The 18,006-nt window shown below is 52.8% G+C and carries 19 protein-coding genes; 15 read left to right on the top strand and 4 right to left on the bottom strand.

The genetic code is table 11. The annotated features are described in order from the left end of the window. Nucleotides 1–52 precede the first annotated feature (52 nt). The gene (locus EFER_RS17285) at nucleotides 53–679 is read right to left on the bottom strand and encodes a lysoplasmalogenase (protein ID WP_000964718.1); all 627 of its coding nucleotides are present in this window, start codon (nucleotides 677–679) and stop codon (nucleotides 53–55) included. 140 nt (nucleotides 680–819) lie between these two features. Between EFER_RS17285 and EFER_RS17280 the strand changes: the two genes are divergently transcribed. After that, entirely contained in the window at nucleotides 820–1,179 is a 360-nt protein-coding gene (locus EFER_RS17280) for a DUF2500 domain-containing protein (protein ID WP_000042888.1), read from the top strand. 2 nt (nucleotides 1,180–1,181) lie between these two features. On the opposite strand, the gene EFER_RS17275 is transcribed toward EFER_RS17280, so the two are convergent. Beyond that, complete coding sequence (locus EFER_RS17275; RefSeq protein ID WP_001353621.1) at nucleotides 1,182–1,451, bottom strand: DUF1145 family protein; 270 nt, start codon at nucleotides 1,449–1,451, stop codon at nucleotides 1,182–1,184. After that, nucleotides 1,441–2,037 (bottom strand): 16S rRNA (guanine(966)-N(2))-methyltransferase, encoded by a 597-nt coding sequence (rsmD, locus tag EFER_RS17270; RefSeq protein ID WP_000743195.1) that lies wholly within the window; start codon nucleotides 2,035–2,037, stop codon nucleotides 1,441–1,443. The genes EFER_RS17275 and rsmD overlap by 11 nt, the downstream gene beginning before the upstream one ends. 149 nt (nucleotides 2,038–2,186) lie before the next feature. Here rsmD and ftsY point away from each other — a divergent pair, with 149 nt between their 5' ends. From ftsY to livJ, 5 genes are all read left to right on the top strand, one after another. Further along, on the top strand, nucleotides 2,187–3,725 hold the full coding sequence (ftsY, locus tag EFER_RS17265; protein WP_001040625.1) for a signal recognition particle-docking protein FtsY: 1,539 nt from the start codon (nucleotides 2,187–2,189) through the stop codon (nucleotides 3,723–3,725). Nucleotides 3,726–3,727: 2 nt separating this feature from the next. After that, a complete protein-coding gene (gene ftsE / locus EFER_RS17260) occupies nucleotides 3,728–4,396 on the top strand; it encodes a cell division ATP-binding protein FtsE (RefSeq protein WP_000617723.1) in 669 nt (222 codons plus the stop codon). Continuing rightward, a complete protein-coding gene (gene ftsX, locus EFER_RS17255; protein ID WP_001042003.1) occupies nucleotides 4,389–5,447 on the top strand; it encodes a permease-like cell division protein FtsX in 1,059 nt (352 codons plus the stop codon). Before ftsE ends, ftsX begins: the two co-directional genes overlap by 8 nt. A gap of 244 nt (nucleotides 5,448–5,691) precedes the next feature. Further along, nucleotides 5,692–6,546: an RNA polymerase sigma factor RpoH gene (gene rpoH / locus EFER_RS17250; RefSeq protein ID WP_000130217.1), complete on the top strand. Its 855-nt coding sequence runs from the start codon at nucleotides 5,692–5,694 to the stop codon at nucleotides 6,544–6,546. 271 nt (nucleotides 6,547–6,817) lie between these two features. Next, entirely contained in the window at nucleotides 6,818–7,921 is a 1,104-nt protein-coding gene (gene livJ, locus EFER_RS17245) for a branched chain amino acid ABC transporter substrate-binding protein LivJ (RefSeq protein WP_001022009.1), read from the top strand. A gap of 200 nt (nucleotides 7,922–8,121) precedes the next feature. On the opposite strand, the gene panM is transcribed toward livJ, so the two are convergent. After that, a complete protein-coding gene (gene panM, locus EFER_RS17235) occupies nucleotides 8,122–8,505 on the bottom strand; it encodes an aspartate 1-decarboxylase autocleavage activator PanM (protein WP_000778815.1) in 384 nt (127 codons plus the stop codon). 423 nt (nucleotides 8,506–8,928) lie between these two features. Here panM and livK point away from each other — a divergent pair, with 423 nt between their 5' ends. The 9 genes from livK (at nucleotide 8,929) to ugpE (ending at nucleotide 18,006) form a co-directional block, all read left to right on the top strand. Next, nucleotides 8,929–10,038 (top strand): high-affinity branched-chain amino acid ABC transporter substrate-binding protein LivK, encoded by a 1,110-nt coding sequence (livK, locus tag EFER_RS17230; RefSeq protein ID WP_001353622.1) that lies wholly within the window; start codon nucleotides 8,929–8,931, stop codon nucleotides 10,036–10,038. 47 nt (nucleotides 10,039–10,085) lie between these two features. Beyond that, the gene (livH, locus tag EFER_RS17225) at nucleotides 10,086–11,012 is read left to right on the top strand and encodes a high-affinity branched-chain amino acid ABC transporter permease LivH (RefSeq protein WP_001295097.1); all 927 of its coding nucleotides are present in this window, start codon (nucleotides 10,086–10,088) and stop codon (nucleotides 11,010–11,012) included. Next, nucleotides 11,009–12,286 (top strand): branched chain amino acid ABC transporter permease LivM, encoded by a 1,278-nt coding sequence (livM, locus tag EFER_RS17220; RefSeq protein WP_000803805.1) that lies wholly within the window; start codon nucleotides 11,009–11,011, stop codon nucleotides 12,284–12,286. The genes livH and livM overlap by 4 nt, the downstream gene beginning before the upstream one ends. Beyond that, nucleotides 12,283–13,050 (top strand): high-affinity branched-chain amino acid ABC transporter ATP-binding protein LivG, encoded by a 768-nt coding sequence (gene livG / locus EFER_RS17215; protein ID WP_000082101.1) that lies wholly within the window; start codon nucleotides 12,283–12,285, stop codon nucleotides 13,048–13,050. Before livM ends, livG begins: the two co-directional genes overlap by 4 nt. A 1-nt stretch (nucleotide 13,051) precedes the next feature. After that, entirely contained in the window at nucleotides 13,052–13,765 is a 714-nt protein-coding gene (gene livF, locus EFER_RS17210; protein ID WP_000416903.1) for a high-affinity branched-chain amino acid ABC transporter ATP-binding protein LivF, read from the top strand. Nucleotides 13,766–13,883: 118 nt separating this feature from the next. Continuing rightward, nucleotides 13,884–14,630, top strand: a complete 747-nt coding sequence (locus tag EFER_RS17205) for a tetratricopeptide repeat protein (RefSeq protein ID WP_000558836.1) — start codon at nucleotides 13,884–13,886, stop codon at nucleotides 14,628–14,630. A gap of 232 nt (nucleotides 14,631–14,862) precedes the next feature. Continuing rightward, nucleotides 14,863–16,179, top strand: coding sequence for a sn-glycerol-3-phosphate ABC transporter substrate-binding protein UgpB (gene ugpB / locus EFER_RS17200; protein WP_000803190.1), 1,317 nt, complete (start codon nucleotides 14,863–14,865; stop codon nucleotides 16,177–16,179). Nucleotides 16,180–16,276: 97 nt separating this feature from the next. Next, complete coding sequence (ugpA, locus tag EFER_RS17195; RefSeq protein ID WP_000099289.1) at nucleotides 16,277–17,164, top strand: sn-glycerol-3-phosphate ABC transporter permease UgpA; 888 nt, start codon at nucleotides 16,277–16,279, stop codon at nucleotides 17,162–17,164. Further along, nucleotides 17,161–18,006 carry a sn-glycerol-3-phosphate ABC transporter permease UgpE gene (ugpE, locus tag EFER_RS17190; RefSeq protein ID WP_000572171.1) on the top strand — a complete coding sequence of 282 codons (846 nt, stop codon included), beginning with the start codon at nucleotides 17,161–17,163 and terminating at the stop codon, nucleotides 18,004–18,006. Before ugpA ends, ugpE begins: the two co-directional genes overlap by 4 nt.

Below are 18,006 nucleotides of genomic sequence, written 5' to 3'. Positions count from 1 at the left end.
TTCTCATTAACCGAAGGATACACTCTGGAGTCGACTCCAGAGTCAAGTTTTATCAGAGATACAGCGAGCGGACGATGAGGAAATGTCCGGCAAAGTAGCAGGCCGCAGCAATCGCGTTGTCCGCACGGAAGCGTCGGCGATAGTGACTACCCAGCCAGACAAAGTTACTGATAAACAGCAACGAAGCGCCGACAAACGCAGAGAGCGCCGGAGCGGTCGGACGGAAGAACCACAGTTCACCTGCCAGCCACACCATCACCAGCGTCATGCCGATAAACGTGCAGATAGGCCAACGATACTCTTCCAGACGCGTCCAGATAATCGCCAGTAACAGCGCGCCCAGCACCAGCAACACCAGTGGCAGAGGCCAGAAGAAAGAGAGCGTCATCTGACTGGCGAAATAGATGGTGTACAGCAGGTGCGAGAGGAAAAATGCGCCGATGGCGTACATCAGACGTTGACGTGGCAACAGGGTTAGCGCATCGCCCAGCAGTGAGGCGCACAGTCCCGCCAGCACCAGATAACTAATGGCGTCGAACATCGGCGCTTGCCAGGCCAGCAACAGCAGGAGAAGAAGGGTTAATGGTTTAAATACCCAGCGTTGCCAGGTTGGCCCACGATACGATGCATCCACAGATAGCCATGCGGAAAGACAGACAGCGATAAACGACCAAAGCATCTTAGTTCCTTGAATTCGTTATTTTTTCGTAAGCGGAATGCCTACGGTCTTGCTTCCAGTTTAGTGGCGAGGGTGGACGGATGACAACACCATAACTGGCAGGGTATGCTTATTTCCGCATTTTCCGATGAGGGATTAAGATGAGCAAACCACCTCTTTTCTTTATTGTTATCATTGGCTTAATCATCGTCGCCGCATCGTTTCGTTTTATGCAACAACGACGGGAAAAAGCTGATAATGATATGGCACCGCTCCAGCAAAAGCTGGTGGTGGTGAGCAACAAGCGGGAAAAACCGATTAACGATCGCCGTTCGCGCCAGCAGGAAGTAACTCCGGCAGGCACCAGTATGCGCTATGAGGCAAGCTTCAAACCGCAAAGCGGAGGAATGGAGCAGACGTTTCGCCTCGACGCCCAGCAGTACCATGCCCTGACAGTGGGCGATAAAGGTACGCTGAGCTATAAAGGAACGCGCTTTGTCAGCTTTGTCAGCAAACAATAAGGTTATTTTTTAACGTTAAATTTCTTCTGCCAGACCAGCAGTTCAAACACGCCGAAAAGGAAAATGCGCACCTTTTCGGCGGTGGTCATCTGCGGGCCATCTTTCGGTAAAGTGGATTTCAACAGCGCCAGCTGCATACCATGCATCAGCACGGTAAAAATCAGCGCCACGTTAACGAAAATATTCAGCGGACGCGGGAAGGGATGCACCAGGTTGAGGATTAAAAATCCCCAAACGCAGAGCATTAACAAACGTCCAATATTAATCAACATCACTTTCTCCTTGTGCTTCGCGTTGATACAGGCGGTAAGCCACCTGACCTGCCACTTTTTCCCGATGTAATGACCAGTTCGCCGGAACGGTGGGTAGCCCGTTTTCGACTTCGCTTTCGACATAAATCAGGGCTTCGTCAGCCAGCCAGCCGTTATCTTCCAGTAAATTTATCGTCTCTTCTAACAAGCCACGGCGGAACGGTGGATCGACAAAAACGATATTATGCGGAGTGCCTTTTTGAGCCAGGAATGACATCGCGTTGCTGTTCACCACGCGTGCATTACCTGCTTTTAGTGTCGCCAGATTCTTAATTAACTGTTGAGAAACAGCGCGATCCATCTCAATCAACGTGGCCCCCGCAGCGTAGCGCGATAACGCTTCCAGCCCCAGCGCGCCGCTCCCGGCGAAGCAATCCAGACATTGGGCATCAACAATGACCGGAGCCAGCCAGTTAAACAACGTTTCGCGTACGCGGTCTGTGGTGGGGCGCAGACCTGGGCTATCAGGAACCGGGAGTTTACGGCCTCGCCACTGCCCGCCAATAATGCGGATTTGGCCGCTGCCGGAATGATTCGGTTTTTTCATGATAAATTGCTCAATCCGCCAGATAACACATACTTGCAGGCGGTGATGTGAATTAAGTTAAGTGATAGACTATTTCATCATTTTTTTAGCTGCTATGTACATAGCGTTAACGCTGTGCCATGAAGCAACAGCGAGGAGTGTAGTCGCAAATGGCGAAAGAAAAAAAACGTGGCTTTTTTTCCTGGCTGGGCTTTGGTCAAAAAGAGCAGACCCCGGAAAAAGAGACAGAAGTCCAGAACGAACAACCAGTTGTAGAAGAAATCGTTCAGGCGCAAGATCCTGCGAAGGCTTCTGAACAAGCCGTTGAAGAGCAGCCGCAGGCGCATACTGAAGCCGAGGCGGAAACTTTTGCTGCCGAAGTTGTGGAAGTCACTGAACAGGTTGCTAAAAGTGAAAAAGCGCAGCCTGAAGCTGTTGCTGAACCGGAAGTTATTACTGAGCCGGAAACGATAGTTGAAGAAACGCCAGCGTCAGTCATTGAACCTGAAGTTACGCCAGAGCCTGTGGCTATCGAGCGTGAAGAGCTGCCGTTGCCGGAAGACGTCAAAGCCGAAGAGGTTTCGCCAGAAGAGTGGCAGGCCGAAGCGGAAACCGTAGAGATTGTCGAAGCGGCGGAAGAAGAAGCGGCTAAAGACGAAATCACCGACGAAGAGCTGGAAGCACAGGCGCTGGCTGCCGAAGCGGCAGAAGAGGCGGTGATGGTGGTTCCTCCGGCAGAAGAAGAGCAGCCGGTGGAAGAAATCGCTCAGGAGCAGGAAAAACCGACCAAAGAAGGTTTCTTCGCGCGCCTGAAACGCAGCCTGTTAAAAACCAAAGAAAACCTCGGTTCCGGATTTATCAGCCTGTTCCGCGGTAAAAAAATCGACGATGATCTGTTTGAAGAATTGGAAGAGCAATTGCTCATCGCCGATGTGGGCGTGGAAACCACGCGTAAAATTATCACCAATCTGACAGAAGGTGCGACCCGCAAGCAGCTTCGTGATGCCGAGGCGCTCTATGGCCTTCTGAAAGAAGAGATGGGCGAGATTCTGGCGAAAGTCGATGAACCGCTGAACGTTGAAGGTAAAACGCCGTTCGTGATCCTGATGGTGGGCGTCAACGGTGTGGGTAAAACCACGACGATTGGTAAGCTGGCACGTCAGTTTGAGCAGCAGGGTAAATCAGTGATGCTGGCGGCGGGCGATACTTTCCGTGCAGCAGCGGTTGAACAGCTTCAGGTCTGGGGTCAGCGTAATAATATTCCGGTGATTGCCCAGCATACCGGTGCGGATTCCGCTTCTGTTATCTTCGACGCCATTCAGGCCGCTAAGGCGCGTAACATCGACGTTCTGATTGCCGATACCGCCGGACGCCTGCAGAACAAATCGCACTTGATGGAAGAGTTGAAGAAAATCGTCCGCGTGATGAAGAAACTCGACGTTGAAGCTCCGCATGAAGTTATGCTGACTATCGACGCCAGTACCGGGCAGAATGCAGTAAGCCAGGCCAAACTGTTCCACGAAGCCGTTGGCTTAACCGGCATCACGCTAACGAAACTGGACGGCACGGCGAAAGGCGGGGTAATTTTCTCGGTGGCTGACCAGTTTGGTATCCCTATCCGCTACATTGGTGTCGGCGAACGTATTGAGGATTTGCGTCCGTTTAAAGCGGACGACTTTATAGAGGCACTTTTTGCCCGAGAGGATTAACAATGATTCGCTTTGAACATGTCAGCAAGGCTTATCTCGGTGGGAGACAGGCGCTGCAGGGCGTTACGTTCCATATGCAGCCGGGTGAGATGGCGTTTCTGACCGGTCATTCCGGCGCAGGGAAAAGTACCCTCCTGAAGCTGATCTGTGGGATTGAGCGGCCCAGCGCCGGGAAAATCTGGTTTAGCGGCCATGACATCACGCGTCTGAAAAACCGTGAAGTTCCGTTTCTGCGCCGCCAGATTGGCATGATTTTCCAGGATCACCATCTACTGATGGACCGTACTGTCTACGATAACGTGGCGATCCCGCTGATTATCGCCGGTGCCAGCGGTGACGATATTCGTCGTCGTGTATCGGCGGCGCTGGATAAAGTCGGGCTACTGGACAAAGCGAAGAATTTCCCTATTCAGCTTTCCGGCGGTGAACAACAGCGTGTTGGCATTGCCCGCGCGGTGGTGAACAAGCCCGCGGTACTGCTGGCGGACGAACCGACCGGTAACCTTGACGACGCGTTGTCAGAAGGAATTCTACGTCTGTTTGAAGAATTTAACCGCGTTGGGGTAACCGTATTGATGGCAACGCACGACATCAACCTGATTTCGCGGCGTTCCTATCGCATGCTCACCCTGAGCGATGGTCACTTGCATGGAGGCGTGGGCCATGAATAAGCGCGATGCAATCAATCATATCCGGCAGTTTGGCGGGCGTCTGGATCGCTTCCGTAAATCGGTCGGCGGCTCTGGCGACGGCGGTCGTAATGCGCCGAAACGCGCGAAATCCTCTCCAAAACCGGTAAATCGCAAAACCAACGTTTTCAACGAACAGGTGCGCTATGCCTTCCACGGCGCATTGCAGGATCTGAAAAGCAAACCGTTCGCCACGTTTTTAACGGTGATGGTGATCGCCATCTCCCTGACGCTGCCCAGCGTCTGTTATATGGTGTACAAAAACGTTAATCAGGCGGCGACGCAGTATTATCCGTCACCGCAAATCACTGTTTATCTGCAAAAAACGCTGGACGATGACGCCGCTGCGGGCGTGGTGGCACAGTTGCAGGCCGAGCAAGGCGTAGAGAAAGTAAACTATCTTTCTCGTGAAGACGCACTGGGCGAGTTCCGTAACTGGTCTGGTTTTGGTGGTGCGCTGGATATGCTGGAAGAAAACCCGCTTCCGGCAGTGGCGGTGGTGATCCCGAAACTCGATTTTCAGGGGACGGAATCACTCAATACGCTGCGTGATCGTATCACCCAGATCAACGGCATTGACGAAGTGCGAATGGATGACAGCTGGTTTGCCCGTCTGGCGGCGTTGACCGGGCTGGTCGGGCGCGTTTCGGCAATGATCGGCGTATTGATGGTGGCGGCAGTGTTCCTCGTCATCGGTAACAGTGTGCGCCTGAGTATCTTTGCTCGCCGTGACTCCATTAACGTACAGAAACTGATTGGTGCGACAGATGGTTTCATCCTGCGCCCGTTCCTGTACGGTGGCGCATTGCTGGGATTTTCTGGCGCATTGTTGTCATTAATTTTGTCAGAGATTCTGGTACTGCGTTTGTCTTCGGCGGTTGCGGAAGTGGCACAGGTTTTCGGAACGAAGTTTGATATCAATGGCTTATCTTTCGATGAATGTCTGCTTTTGCTGCTGGTGTGTTCGATGATTGGCTGGGTGGCAGCCTGGCTTGCCACGGTACAACATTTACGCCACTTTACGCCTGAATAATAAAAGCGTGTTATACTCTTTCCCTGCAATGGGTTCCGTAGCAGGGAAAGAGACCCCGTTGTCTCTTCCCGGTATTTCATCTCTATGTCACATTTTGTGCGTAATTTATTCACAGCGTTGCATTGAACTTGTGGATAAAATCACGGTCTGATAAAACAGTGAATGATAACCTCGTTGCTCTTAAGCTCTGGCACAGTTGTTGCTACCACTGAAGCGCCAGAAGATATCGATTGAGAGGATTTGAATGACTGACAAAATGCAAAGTTTAGCTTTAGCCCCTGTTGGCAACCTGGATTCCTACATCCGGGCAGCTAACGCGTGGCCGATGTTGTCGGCTGACGAGGAGCGGGCGCTGGCTGAAAAGCTGCATTACCATGGCGATCTGGAAGCAGCAAAAACGCTGATCCTGTCTCACCTGCGGTTTGTTGTTCATATTGCTCGTAATTATGCGGGCTATGGCCTGCCACAGGCGGATTTGATTCAGGAAGGTAACATCGGCCTGATGAAAGCAGTGCGCCGTTTTAACCCGGAAGTGGGTGTGCGCCTGGTCTCCTTCGCCGTTCACTGGATCAAAGCAGAGATCCACGAATACGTTCTGCGCAACTGGCGTATCGTCAAAGTTGCGACCACCAAAGCGCAGCGCAAACTGTTCTTCAACCTGCGTAAAACCAAGCAGCGTCTGGGCTGGTTTAATCAGGATGAAGTCGAAATGGTGGCCCGTGAACTGGGCGTAACCAGCAAAGACGTACGTGAGATGGAATCGCGTATGGCGGCACAGGACATGACCTTTGACCTGTCTTCCGATGACGATTCCGACAGCCAGCCGATGGCTCCGGTGCTTTATCTGCAGGATAAATCGTCCAACTTTGCCGACGGCATTGAAGATGATAACTGGGAAGAGCAGGCGGCAAACCGTCTGACCGACGCGATGCAGGGCCTGGATGAGCGTAGCCAGGACATTATCCGCGCACGCTGGTTGGACGAAGACAACAAGTCCACGTTGCAGGAACTGGCTGACCGTTACGGTGTTTCCGCTGAGCGTGTGCGCCAGCTGGAAAAGAACGCGATGAAAAAACTTCGCGCTGCTATTGAAGCGTAATTACCGCTGTTAAGCAGAGAACCCTGGATGAGAGTCCGGGGTTTTTATTTTTTGGGCCTCTGCAATAATCAATGACCCCCTCCGGCAAAACGCCAATCCCCACGCAGATTGTTAATAAACTGTCAAAATAGCTATTCCAATATCATAAAAATCGGGTATGTTTTAGCAGAGTATGCTGCTAAAGCACGGGTAGTCATGCATAAAACGAAATAAAGTGCTGAACAACAACATCACAACACACGTAATAACCAGATGAATGGGGATTCTCAGGATGAATATAAAGGGTAAAGCGTTACTGGCAGGATGTATCGCGCTGGCATTCAGCAATATGGCTCTGGCAGAAGATATTAAAGTCGCGGTCGTGGGCGCAATGTCCGGTCCGGTGGCCCAGTATGGCGACCAGGAGTTTACTGGCGCAGAGCAGGCAGTTGCGGATATTAACGCTAAAGGCGGCGTGAAAGGCAACAAACTGCAAATCGTAAAATATGACGATGCCTGTGACCCGAAACAGGCGGTCGCGGTGGCGAACAAAGTCGTTAACGACGGCATTAAATATGTCATTGGCCACCTCTGTTCTTCATCAACGCAGCCAGCGTCTGACATCTACGAAGACGAAGGCATTTTAATGATCACCCCAGCGGCAACCGCGCCAGAGCTGACCGCCCGTGGCTATCAGCTGATCCTGCGCACCACCGGTCTGGACTCCGACCAGGGGCCGACGGCGGCGAAATATATTCTTGAGAAGGTGAAACCGCAGCGTATTGCTATCGTCCACGACAAACAGCAATACGGCGAAGGTCTGGCGCGAGCGGTGCAGGACGGCCTTAAGAAAGGCAATGCTAACGTGGTGTTCTTTGATGGCATCACCGCCGGGGAAAAAGATTTCTCAACGCTGGTGGCGCGTTTGAAGAAAGAGAATATCGACTTCGTTTACTACGGCGGTTACCACCCGGAAATGGGGCAGATCCTGCGTCAGGCACGCGCGGCAGGGTTGAAAACCCAGTTTATGGGGCCGGAAGGCGTGGCTAACGTCTCGCTGTCTAACATTGCGGGCGAGTCAGCGGAAGGGCTGCTGGTGACCAAGCCGAAGAACTACGATCAGGTTCCGGCGAACAAACCAATTGTTGACGCGATCAAAGCGAAAAAACAGGACCCAAGCGGCGCGTTCGTCTGGACCACCTACGCCGCGCTGCAATCTTTGCAGGCGGGCCTGAATCAGTCTGACGATCCGGCTGAAATCGCCAAATACCTGAAAGCGAACTCCGTGGATACCGTGATGGGGCCGCTGACCTGGGATGAGAAAGGCGATCTGAAAGGCTTTGAGTTCGGCGTATTTGACTGGCACGCCAACGGCACGGCGACCGATGCGAAGTAATCATTAATCGGCAACTTTGGGTTGCCGCCAAATTGCTAATATCGAGTACGCATGCTTCATGCCGGATGCGGCGTAAACGCCTTATCCGGCCTACAAGATCCAAAGAAATCAGTAAATTGCAGCACACATTGTAGGCCTGATAAGCGTAGCGCATCAGGCAATTTCTCGTTGGTCATCACTTTTGAAATCAAACTTGACGATTAACGCTTCTCCCAGCCGCCCTGTTGTGCCGTAAACCCCAGCGCCTGCATAAACGCCGTCATCACGCCGCGATCTTCCACGCCTGCATCCACCATCCACCAGCCTGAAACGCCAGGATTGTTACGCAAAACCTCTTCCAGCAAATATTGCCCCACACCGCGACGTCGGGTGACTTCCCGCACGCGCAGGGAATCCAGTGCCCCCTCGGTGCCGTTTAAGGTTACCCGCACGGCCGCGAGCAGGCGCTCGTTAAAACGCGCGGCGTAGATACGGTGGTTATCGTCAACCTGTAAAGAGGAAGAGGAATACTCCGGCCAGATCTTTTGCAGGTCAATCCGGTCCTGGTCGCTAAAGTTTTCTAATCGAATGATGGTCAGCTTCATGGGGAACCCGTGTAAATCACAAAAGTGGAACCAGTGTAGCGAAATAATTTAATCGGAGGCTTTCTCTTTTTTATTTCTTTTGGCAGGTGATTAATTTTTTTTCAGCAATAATTACAAAGTTAAAACATTAGAGAATGAAAAATACCCAGCATAATCCCCTGAATGGTAGTGAATTATTCCGCCCTTTGTGCCGTTATTTTATGCTGACAACGGCACTTTTTTCTGTTTATCTATCAATAAATTCAGAATATTATCTGTTCTTAATCGACTGAAAAATAGGGGTTTTAATCGCTATTATCACAAAATACTGCGCTAAACCATTAATCAGACAGGCAAAAACAGTGCAGTATAAAAAAAGAACAGTCTGATTTGTTAACACATAAAAACAAAGCAACACAACATCACGAATGGGGATTTTTGACTATGAAACGGAATGCGAAAACTATCATCGCAGGGATGATTGCACTGACAATTTCACACACCGCTATGGCCGACGATATTAAAGTTGCCGTTGTCGGCGCGATGTCCGGTCCGATTGCCCAGTGGGGCGATATGGAATTTAACGGCGCGCGTCAGGCGATTAAAGACATTAATGCCAAAGGGGGAATTAAAGGCGATAAGCTGGTGGGCGTGGAATATGACGACGCCTGCGACCCGAAACAAGCCGTTGCGGTCGCCAACAAAATCGTTAACGACGGCATTAAATACGTTATTGGTCATCTGTGTTCTTCTTCTACCCAACCTGCATCAGATATCTACGAAGATGAAGGTATTTTGATGATCTCGCCGGGGGCGACCAACCCGGAGCTGACTCAACGCGGTTATCAACACATCATGCGTACTGCCGGGCTGGACTCTTCCCAGGGGCCAACAGCGGCAAAATACATTCTTGAGACGGTGAAGCCCCAGCGCATCGCCATCATTCACGACAAACAACAGTATGGCGAAGGGCTGGCGCGTTCGGTGCAGGACGGATTGAAAGCAGCCAATGCCAACGTCGTCTTCTTCGACGGTATTACCGCTGGTGAGAAAGATTTCTCCGCGCTGATCGCCCGCCTGAAAAAAGAAAACATCGATTTCGTTTACTACGGCGGTTACTACCCGGAAATGGGGCAGATGCTGCGCCAGGCCCGTTCCGTTGGCCTGAAAACTCAGTTTATGGGGCCGGAAGGGGTGGGTAATGCGTCGCTGTCGAACATTGCTGGTGATGCCGCCGAAGGTATGTTGGTCACTATGCCAAAACGCTATGACCAGGACCCGGCAAACAAAGGCATCGTTGATGCGCTGAAAGCAGACAAGAAAGATCCGTCCGGGCCATATGTCTGGATCACCTACGCGGCGGTGCAATCTCTGGCGACTGCCCTTGAGCGTACCGGCAGCGATGAGCCGCTGGCGCTGGTGAAAGATTTAAAAGCTAACGGTGCAAACACCGTGATTGGGCCGCTGAACTGGGATGAAAAAGGCGATCTTAAGGGATTTGATTTTGGTGTCTTCCAGTGGCACGCCGACGGTTCATCGACGGCAGCCAAGTGATCATCCCACCGCCCGTGAAATGCGGGCGGTTTTAGAAAGGTTACCTTATGTCTGAGCAGTTTTTGTATTTCTTGCAGCAGATGTTTAACGGCGTCACGCTGGGCAGTACCTACGCGCTGATAGCCATCGGCTACACCATGGTTTACGGCATTATCGGCATGATCAACTTCGCCCACGGCGAGGTTTATATGATCGGCAGCTACGTCTCCTTTATGATCATCGCCGCACTGATGATGCTGGGCATTGATACCGGCTGGCTGCTGGTGGCGGCGGGATTCGTCGGCGCAATCGTCATTGCCAGCGCCTATGGCTGGAGTATCGAACGTGTGGCTTACCGCCCGGTGCGTAACTCTAAGCGCCTGATTGCGCTCATCTCGGCAATCGGCATGTCTATCTTCCTGCAAAACTACGTCAGCCTGACCGAAGGTTCGCGCGACGTGGCGCTACCCAGCCTGTTTAACGGTCAGTGGGTTGTGGGCCATAGTGAAAACTTCTCTGCCTCTATTACCACCATGCAGGCGGTGATCTGGATTGTTACCTTCCTCGCCATGTTGGCGCTGACAATTTTCATCCGCTATTCCCGCATGGGGCGCGCCTGTCGTGCCTGCGCGGAAGACCTGAAAATGGCGAGCCTGCTTGGCATCAACACTGACCGGGTGATTGCGCTGACCTTTGTGATTGGCGCGGCGATGGCGGCGGTGGCCGGCGTGTTGCTCGGCCAGTTCTACGGCGTAATTAATCCCTACATCGGCTTTATGGCCGGGATGAAAGCCTTTACTGCTGCGGTACTCGGTGGGATTGGCAGTATTCCGGGAGCGATGATTGGCGGCTTGATCCTGGGGATTGCGGAAGCGCTCTCTTCTGCCTATCTGAGTACGGAATATAAGGATGTGGTTTCATTTGCCCTGCTGATTCTGGTACTGCTGGTGATGCCGACCGGTATTCTGGGGCGCCCGGAGGTAGAGAAAGTATGAAACCGATGCATATTGCAATGGCGCTGCTCTCTGCCGCCATGTTCTTTGTTCTCGCGGGCGTCTTTATGGGTGTGCAACTGGAGCTGGACGGCACCAAACTGGTGGTCGACACGGCTTCGGACATCCGTTGGCAGTGGGTGTTTATTGGCACTGCGGTGGTCTTTTTCTTCCAGCTTGTGCGACCTGCATTTCAGAAAGGATTGAAAAACGTTTCCGGGCCGAAGTTTATTCTGCCCGCGATTGATGGCTCCACGGTGAAGCAAAAGCTGTTCCTCGTCGCACTGTTGGTGCTTGCGGTGGCGTGGCCGTTTATGGTGTCGCGCGGGACGGTGGATATCGCCACCCTGACCATGATCTACATTATCCTCGGCCTCGGGCTGAACGTGGTGGTGGGGCTGTCTGGCTTACTGGTACTGGGTTACGGTGGTTTTTACGCCATCGGCGCTTACACCTTTGCCTTGCTCAATCACTATTACGGTCTTGGCTTCTGGACCTGTTTGCCGATTGCCGGGTTGATGGCGGCGGCGGCGGGCTTCCTGCTCGGCTTCCCGGTGTTGCGTTTACGTGGCGACTATCTGGCGATCGTTACTCTCGGTTTCGGCGAAATTGTGCGCATATTGCTGCTCAATAACACGGAAATCACCGGCGGTCCGAACGGAATCAGTCAGATCCCGAAACCGACACTCTTCGGACTCGAGTTCAGTCGCACCGCCCGCGAAGGCGGCTGGGATACGTTCAGCAATTTCTTTGGCCTGAAATACGACCCGTCCGATCGCGTCATCTTCCTCTACCTGGTGGCGTTACTGTTGGTGGTGTTAAGCCTGTTTGTCATTAACCGCTTACTGCGGATGCCGCTGGGCCGCGCCTGGGAAGCGTTGCGTGAAGATGAAATCGCCTGTCGTTCGCTGGGCTTAAGTCCGCGTCGTATCAAGCTGACCGCTTTTACCATCAGTGCCGCGTTTGCCGGTTTTGCCGGAACGCTGTTCGCGGCACGTCAGGGATTTGTCAGCCCGGAATCCTTCACCTTTGCCGAATCGGCGTTTGTGCTGGCGATAGTGGTGCTCGGTGGTATGGGCTCGCAATTTGCGGTGATTCTGGCGGCAGTTCTGCTGGTGGTGTCGCGCGAATTGATGCGCGACTTTAACGAATACAGCATGTTAATGCTCGGTGGTTTGATGGTGCTGATGATGATCTGGCGTCCGCAGGGCTTGCTGCCTATGACGCGCCCGCAACTCAAGCTGAAAAACGGCGCAGCGAAAGGAGAGCAGGCATGAGTCAGCCATTATTATCTGTTAACGGCCTGATGATGCGCTTCGGTGGCCTGCTGGCGGTGAACAACGTCAATCTTGAACTGTACCCGCAGGAAATCGTCTCGTTAATCGGTCCTAACGGTGCCGGAAAAACCACGGTTTTTAACTGTCTGACCGGATTCTACAAACCCACCGGCGGCACCATTTTACTGCGCGATCAGCATCTGGAAGGTTTGCCGGGGCAGCAAATTGCCCGCATGGGCGTGGTGCGAACCTTCCAGCATGTGCGTCTGTTCCGTGAAATGACGGTGATTGAAAACCTGCTGGTGGCGCAGCATCAGCAACTGAAAACCGGGCTGTTCTCTGGCCTGTTGAAAACGCCTTCTTTCCGCCGCGCCCAGAGCGAAGCCCTCGACCGTGCCGCAACCTGGCTTGAGCGCATTGGTTTGCTCGAACACGCTAACCGTCAGGCGAGTAACCTGGCCTACGGTGACCAGCGCCGTCTGGAGATCGCCCGCTGCATGGTAACGCAGCCGGAGATTTTAATGCTCGACGAACCAGCGGCAGGTCTTAACCCGAAAGAAACCAAAGAGCTGGATGAGCTGATTGCCGAACTGCGTAACCATCACAACACCACTATTTTGTTGATTGAACACGATATGAAACTGGTGATGGGGATTTCAGACAGAATTTACGTGGTCAATCAGGGGACGCCACTGGCAAACGGTACACCGGAGCAAATCCGTAATAACCCGGACGTGATCCGTGCCTATTTAGGTGAGGCATAAGATGGAAAAAGTCATGTTGTCCTTTGACAAAGTCAGCGCCCACTACGGCAAAATCCAGGCGCTGCATGAGGTGAGCCTGCATATCAATCAGGGCGAGATTGTCACCCTCATTGGCGCGAACGGGGCGGGAAAAACGACCTTGCTCGGCACGTTATGTGGCGACCCGCGCGCCACCAGCGGGCGAATTGTGTTTGATGGTAAAGACATTACCGACTGGCAGACGGCGAAAATCATGCGCGAAGCGGTGGCGATTGTCCCGGAAGGACGTCGCGTCTTCTCACGCATGACGGTGGAAGAGAATCTGGCGATGGGCGGCTTTTTTGCTGAACGCGACCAGTTCCAGGAGCGCATAAAGTGGGTCTATGAACTGTTTCCACGTCTCCATGAGCGCCGTGTTCAGCGGGCAGGCACCATGTCTGGCGGTGAACAGCAGATGCTGGCGATTGGTCGCGCTTTGATGAGTAACCCACGTTTGCTATTGCTTGATGAACCCTCGCTCGGACTGGCACCGATTATCATCCAGCAAATTTTCGACACCATCGAGCAACTGCGCGAGCAGGGGATGACCATCTTCCTCGTCGAGCAGAACGCCAACCAGGCGCTAAAACTGGCGGATCGCGGCTATGTGCTGGAAAACGGTCATGTGGTGCTCTCCGATACCGGCGACGCGCTGCTGGCGAATGAAGCGGTGAGAAGCGCGTATTTAGGTGGGTAAATTATCAATAACCCGGTAGTCACGTTCTGCCGGGTTCTTTGTCCGTATACAGACTTGTTTCAACTGACCGGGAGGATTAAAACCAGACCACTTATTTGCCACGGAAAGGTTCCCTCCCATGCATTATGCCGTTGTCGTCATGCTTGAACTGCTTTGCTGTATTCACGCTTATCGCTCCGGACAAGAGCGATACTGGATTTTTATTATCTTCTGTTTTCCGGTGATTGGCTGCGTGGCGTATTTCGTCATGGTTATGCTGCCTGAAACGGGCGCTGACCGTCACGGGCGTACTTTGCTGATGCGCCTGCAGGACAAAATCAGCCCGGAACGCCACCTGCACAAATTAACCGAAGAGCTGGCGATTGCCGAGACCAATCAAAACCATTATGCGTTAGCTAACGAACTGGCGCGCCTTGGGCGTTATCACGAAGCCGTTCCCCATTATCAGCAGGCGTTAAGCGGAATTTTCGCCCATGAAGCGGTAATGATGTTAAGCCTGGCGCAGGCGCAATTTGCTATTCAGGAGTTCGCCGCCTGTCAGCAGACGCTGGAAGATGTGATGCGTTATAACCCCGATTTTCAGTCGGCAGACGGGCATTTGTTATTTGCCAGAGCGTTAGCCGCACAAGAAAAATACGCTGATGCGGAAAGCGAGTTTGAGGTGCTTGTTTCTTATTACCCCAGCCCGCAGGCGCGTATTTACTATGCGGAGTTGCTGGCGAAAATGAGTCGACTACGTGAAGCCAACGAGCAATATGTTGCTGTGGTTGATACGGCTAAACGCTCAAGACCACATTATAGAAAACACCACCGGGAATGGATTAAGACCGCCAATGACCGACTGAAGCAGAGTATTGTTCGATAAGTGCTGCGCCAGATAGTCTCTGGCGCATTAATTTTTCCCAACGTAGCATTATCCGTGCCCCATCTCCCATTTTCCCTCACCCGTACCGTCACCGCCTTGTCATCTTTCTGACACCTTACTATCTTACAAATGTAACAAAAAAGTTATTTTTCTGTAATTCGAGCATGTCATGTTACCCCGCGAGCATAAAACGCGTGAATTCGCGCATTCGGTACAACAAGAGAGATAAACGATGAAACCGTTACATTATACAGCTTCAGCACTGGCGCTCGGACTGGCGTTAATGGGGAATGCACAGGCAGTGACGACCATTCCGTTCTGGCATTCTATGGAAGGGGAACTGGGTAAAGAGGTGGATTCTCTGGCCCAACGTTTTAACGCCGAAAACCCGGATTACAAAATTGTACCGACCTATAAAGGCAACTACGAACAGAATTTAAGTGCGGGGATTGCCGCATTTCGTACCGGCAACGCGCCGGCTATTTTGCAGGTTTATGAAGTTGGCACCGCCACCATGATGGCGTCGAAAGCCATTAAACCGGTGTATGACGTGTTTAAAGAAGCGGGGATTCAATTCGATGAGTCGCAGTTTGTGCCGACGGTTTCAGGTTACTACTCCGACAGCAAAACCGGCCACTTACTCTCCCAGCCGTTCAACAGCTCGACTCCCGTTCTCTATTACAACAAAGACGCCTTCAAGAAAGCGGGGTTAGACCCGGAACAGCCGCCGAAAACCTGGCAGGATCTGGCGGACTATGCCGCAAAACTGAAAGCCTCCGGCATGAAGTGCGGCTACGCAAGCGGCTGGCAGGGCTGGATCCAACTGGAAAACTTTAGCGCCTGGAACGGTCTGCCGTTTGCCAGCAAAAACAACGGCTTTGACGGCACGGACGCGGTGCTTGAGTTCAACAAGCCGGAGCAGGTGAAACACATCGCCATGCTCGAAGAGATGAACAAGAAGGGCGATTTCAGTTACGTCGGGCGTAAGGATGAATCCACCGAGAAGTTCTATAACGGTGATTGCGCGATGACGACCGCTTCTTCCGGTTCTCTTGCCAACATTCGCGAGTATGCCAAATTCAACTACGGTGTAGGCATGATGCCGTACGACGCCGATGCGAAAGATGCGCCACAAAACGCCATTATCGGCGGGGCCAGCCTGTGGGTGATGCAGGGCAAAGATAAAGAAACTTACACCGGCGTGGCGAAGTTCCTCGACTTCCTCGCGAAGCCAGAAAACGCTGCCGAGTGGCATCAGAAAACCGGTTATCTGCCAATCACCAAAGCGGCGTATGACCTGACCCGTGAGCAGGGCTTTTACGAGAAAAACCCCGGGGCGGATACCGCGACGCGTCAGATGCTGAACAAGCCGCCGTTGCCGTTCACCAAAGGGCTGCGTCTGGGCAATATGCCGCAGATCCGCGTGATTGTGGATGAAGAGCTGGAAAGCGTGTGGACTGGTAAGAAGACGCCACAGCAGGCGCTGGATACCGCTGTTGAGCGTGGGAACCAGTTACTGCGCCGCTTTGAGAAATCTACGAAGTCTTAACCAGTGAAATGTCGGATGCGTTTCGCTTATCTGACCTGGCATCGCGTGTAGGCCGGAAAAGCGAAGCGCATCCGGCACAGTTCAGGAATTAACCGTAATGTCATCATCCCGTCCGGTGTTCCGCTCGCGCTGGCTGCCTTATTTGTTGGTCGCGCCGCAGCTCATCATCACCGTTATCTTTTTTATCTGGCCTGCGGGCGAAGCGTTGTGGTACTCGCTACAAAGCGTCGATCCGTTTGGCTTTTCCAGCCAGTTTGTCGGCCTGGATAACTTCGTCACGCTGTTTCATGACAGCTACTATCTCGACTCCTTCTGGACGACGATAAAATTCAGCACCTTTGTCACGGTCAGCGGTTTGCTGGTGTCGCTGTTCTTCGCGGCGCTGGTGGAGTACATCGTGCGCGGCAGCCGTTTCTATCAAACCTTAATGCTGCTGCCGTATGCCGTGGCTCCCGCCGTTGCCGCCGTATTGTGGATCTTCCTGTTTAACCCTGGTCGCGGGCTGATCACTCATTTTCTCGCTGAGTTCGGCTACGACTGGAACCATGCGCAAAACAGCGGTCAGGCAATGTTCCTGGTGGTGTTTGCCTCAGTATGGAAGCAAATCAGCTACAACTTTCTGTTCTTCTATGCCGCGCTGCAATCCATTCCTCGTTCGTTGATTGAAGCCGCAGCCATCGACGGCGCAGGTCCAATTCGCCGCTTCTTTAAGATTGCGTTGCCGCTTATCGCCCCGGTGAGCTTCTTCCTGCTGGTGGTGAACTTGGTGTACGCCTTCTTCGATACCTTCCCGGTGATCGACGCCGCCACGTCCGGCGGACCAGTACAGGCTACCACGACGCTGATTTATAAGATCTACCGCGAAGGCTTTACCGGGCTGGATTTGGCTTCGTCTGCCGCGCAGTCGGTGGTGTTGATGTTCCTCGTCATCGTGCTGACGGTGGTGCAGTTCCGCTATGTTGAAAGCAAGGTGCGTTACCAATGATTGAGAACCGTCCGTGGCTGACAATATTCAGCCATACCATGCTGATCCTCGGGATCGCGGTGATCCTCTTCCCGCTGTACGTGGCGTTTGTCGCGGCGACGCTGGATAAACAGGCCGTCTACGCCGCGCCGATGACGCTCATCCCCGGCACGCATCTGCTGGAAAACATCCACAACATCTGGGTGAACGGGGTAGGCACAAATAGCGCGCCGTTCTGGCGGATGTTGCTTAACAGCTTCGTGATGGCGTTCAGCATTACGCTCGGCAAAATTACCGTCTCGATGCTCTCGGCATTTGCCATTGTCTGGTTTCGTTTTCCGCTGCGTAACCTCTTCTTCTGGATGATTTTTATCACCCTGATGCTGCCAGTTGAAGTGCGTATCTTCCCGACAGTAGAAGTCATCGCCAACCTGAATATGCTCGACAGCTACGCTGGTTTAACGCTGCCGCTGATGGCCTCGGCAACCGCTACCTTCCTGTTCCGCCAGTTCTTTATGACGCTACCGGATGAGCTGGTGGAAGCGGCGCGGATCGACGGTGCGTCACCAATGCGTTTCTTTTGCGACATCGTTTTCCCGCTGTCGAAAACCAATCTGGCGGCGCTGTTTGTGATCACTTTTATTTACGGCTGGAACCAGTATTTGTGGCCGTTGTTGATTATTACCGACGTTGATCTCGGCACCACTGTGGCAGGGATCAAAGGGATTATCGCCACAGGCGAAGGCACCACGGAATGGAACTCAGTGATGGCGGCGATGTTGTTAACGCTTATCCCTCCGGTGGTGATTGTTTTAGTGATGCAGCGTGCCTTCGTGCGCGGCCTGGTCGATAGTGAGAAATAA

The organism is Escherichia fergusonii ATCC 35469, assembly GCF_000026225.1.
Lineage (GTDB): Bacteria > Pseudomonadota > Gammaproteobacteria > Enterobacterales > Enterobacteriaceae > Escherichia > Escherichia fergusonii.
This window is presented reverse-complemented; position numbering and strand designations above follow the sequence as displayed.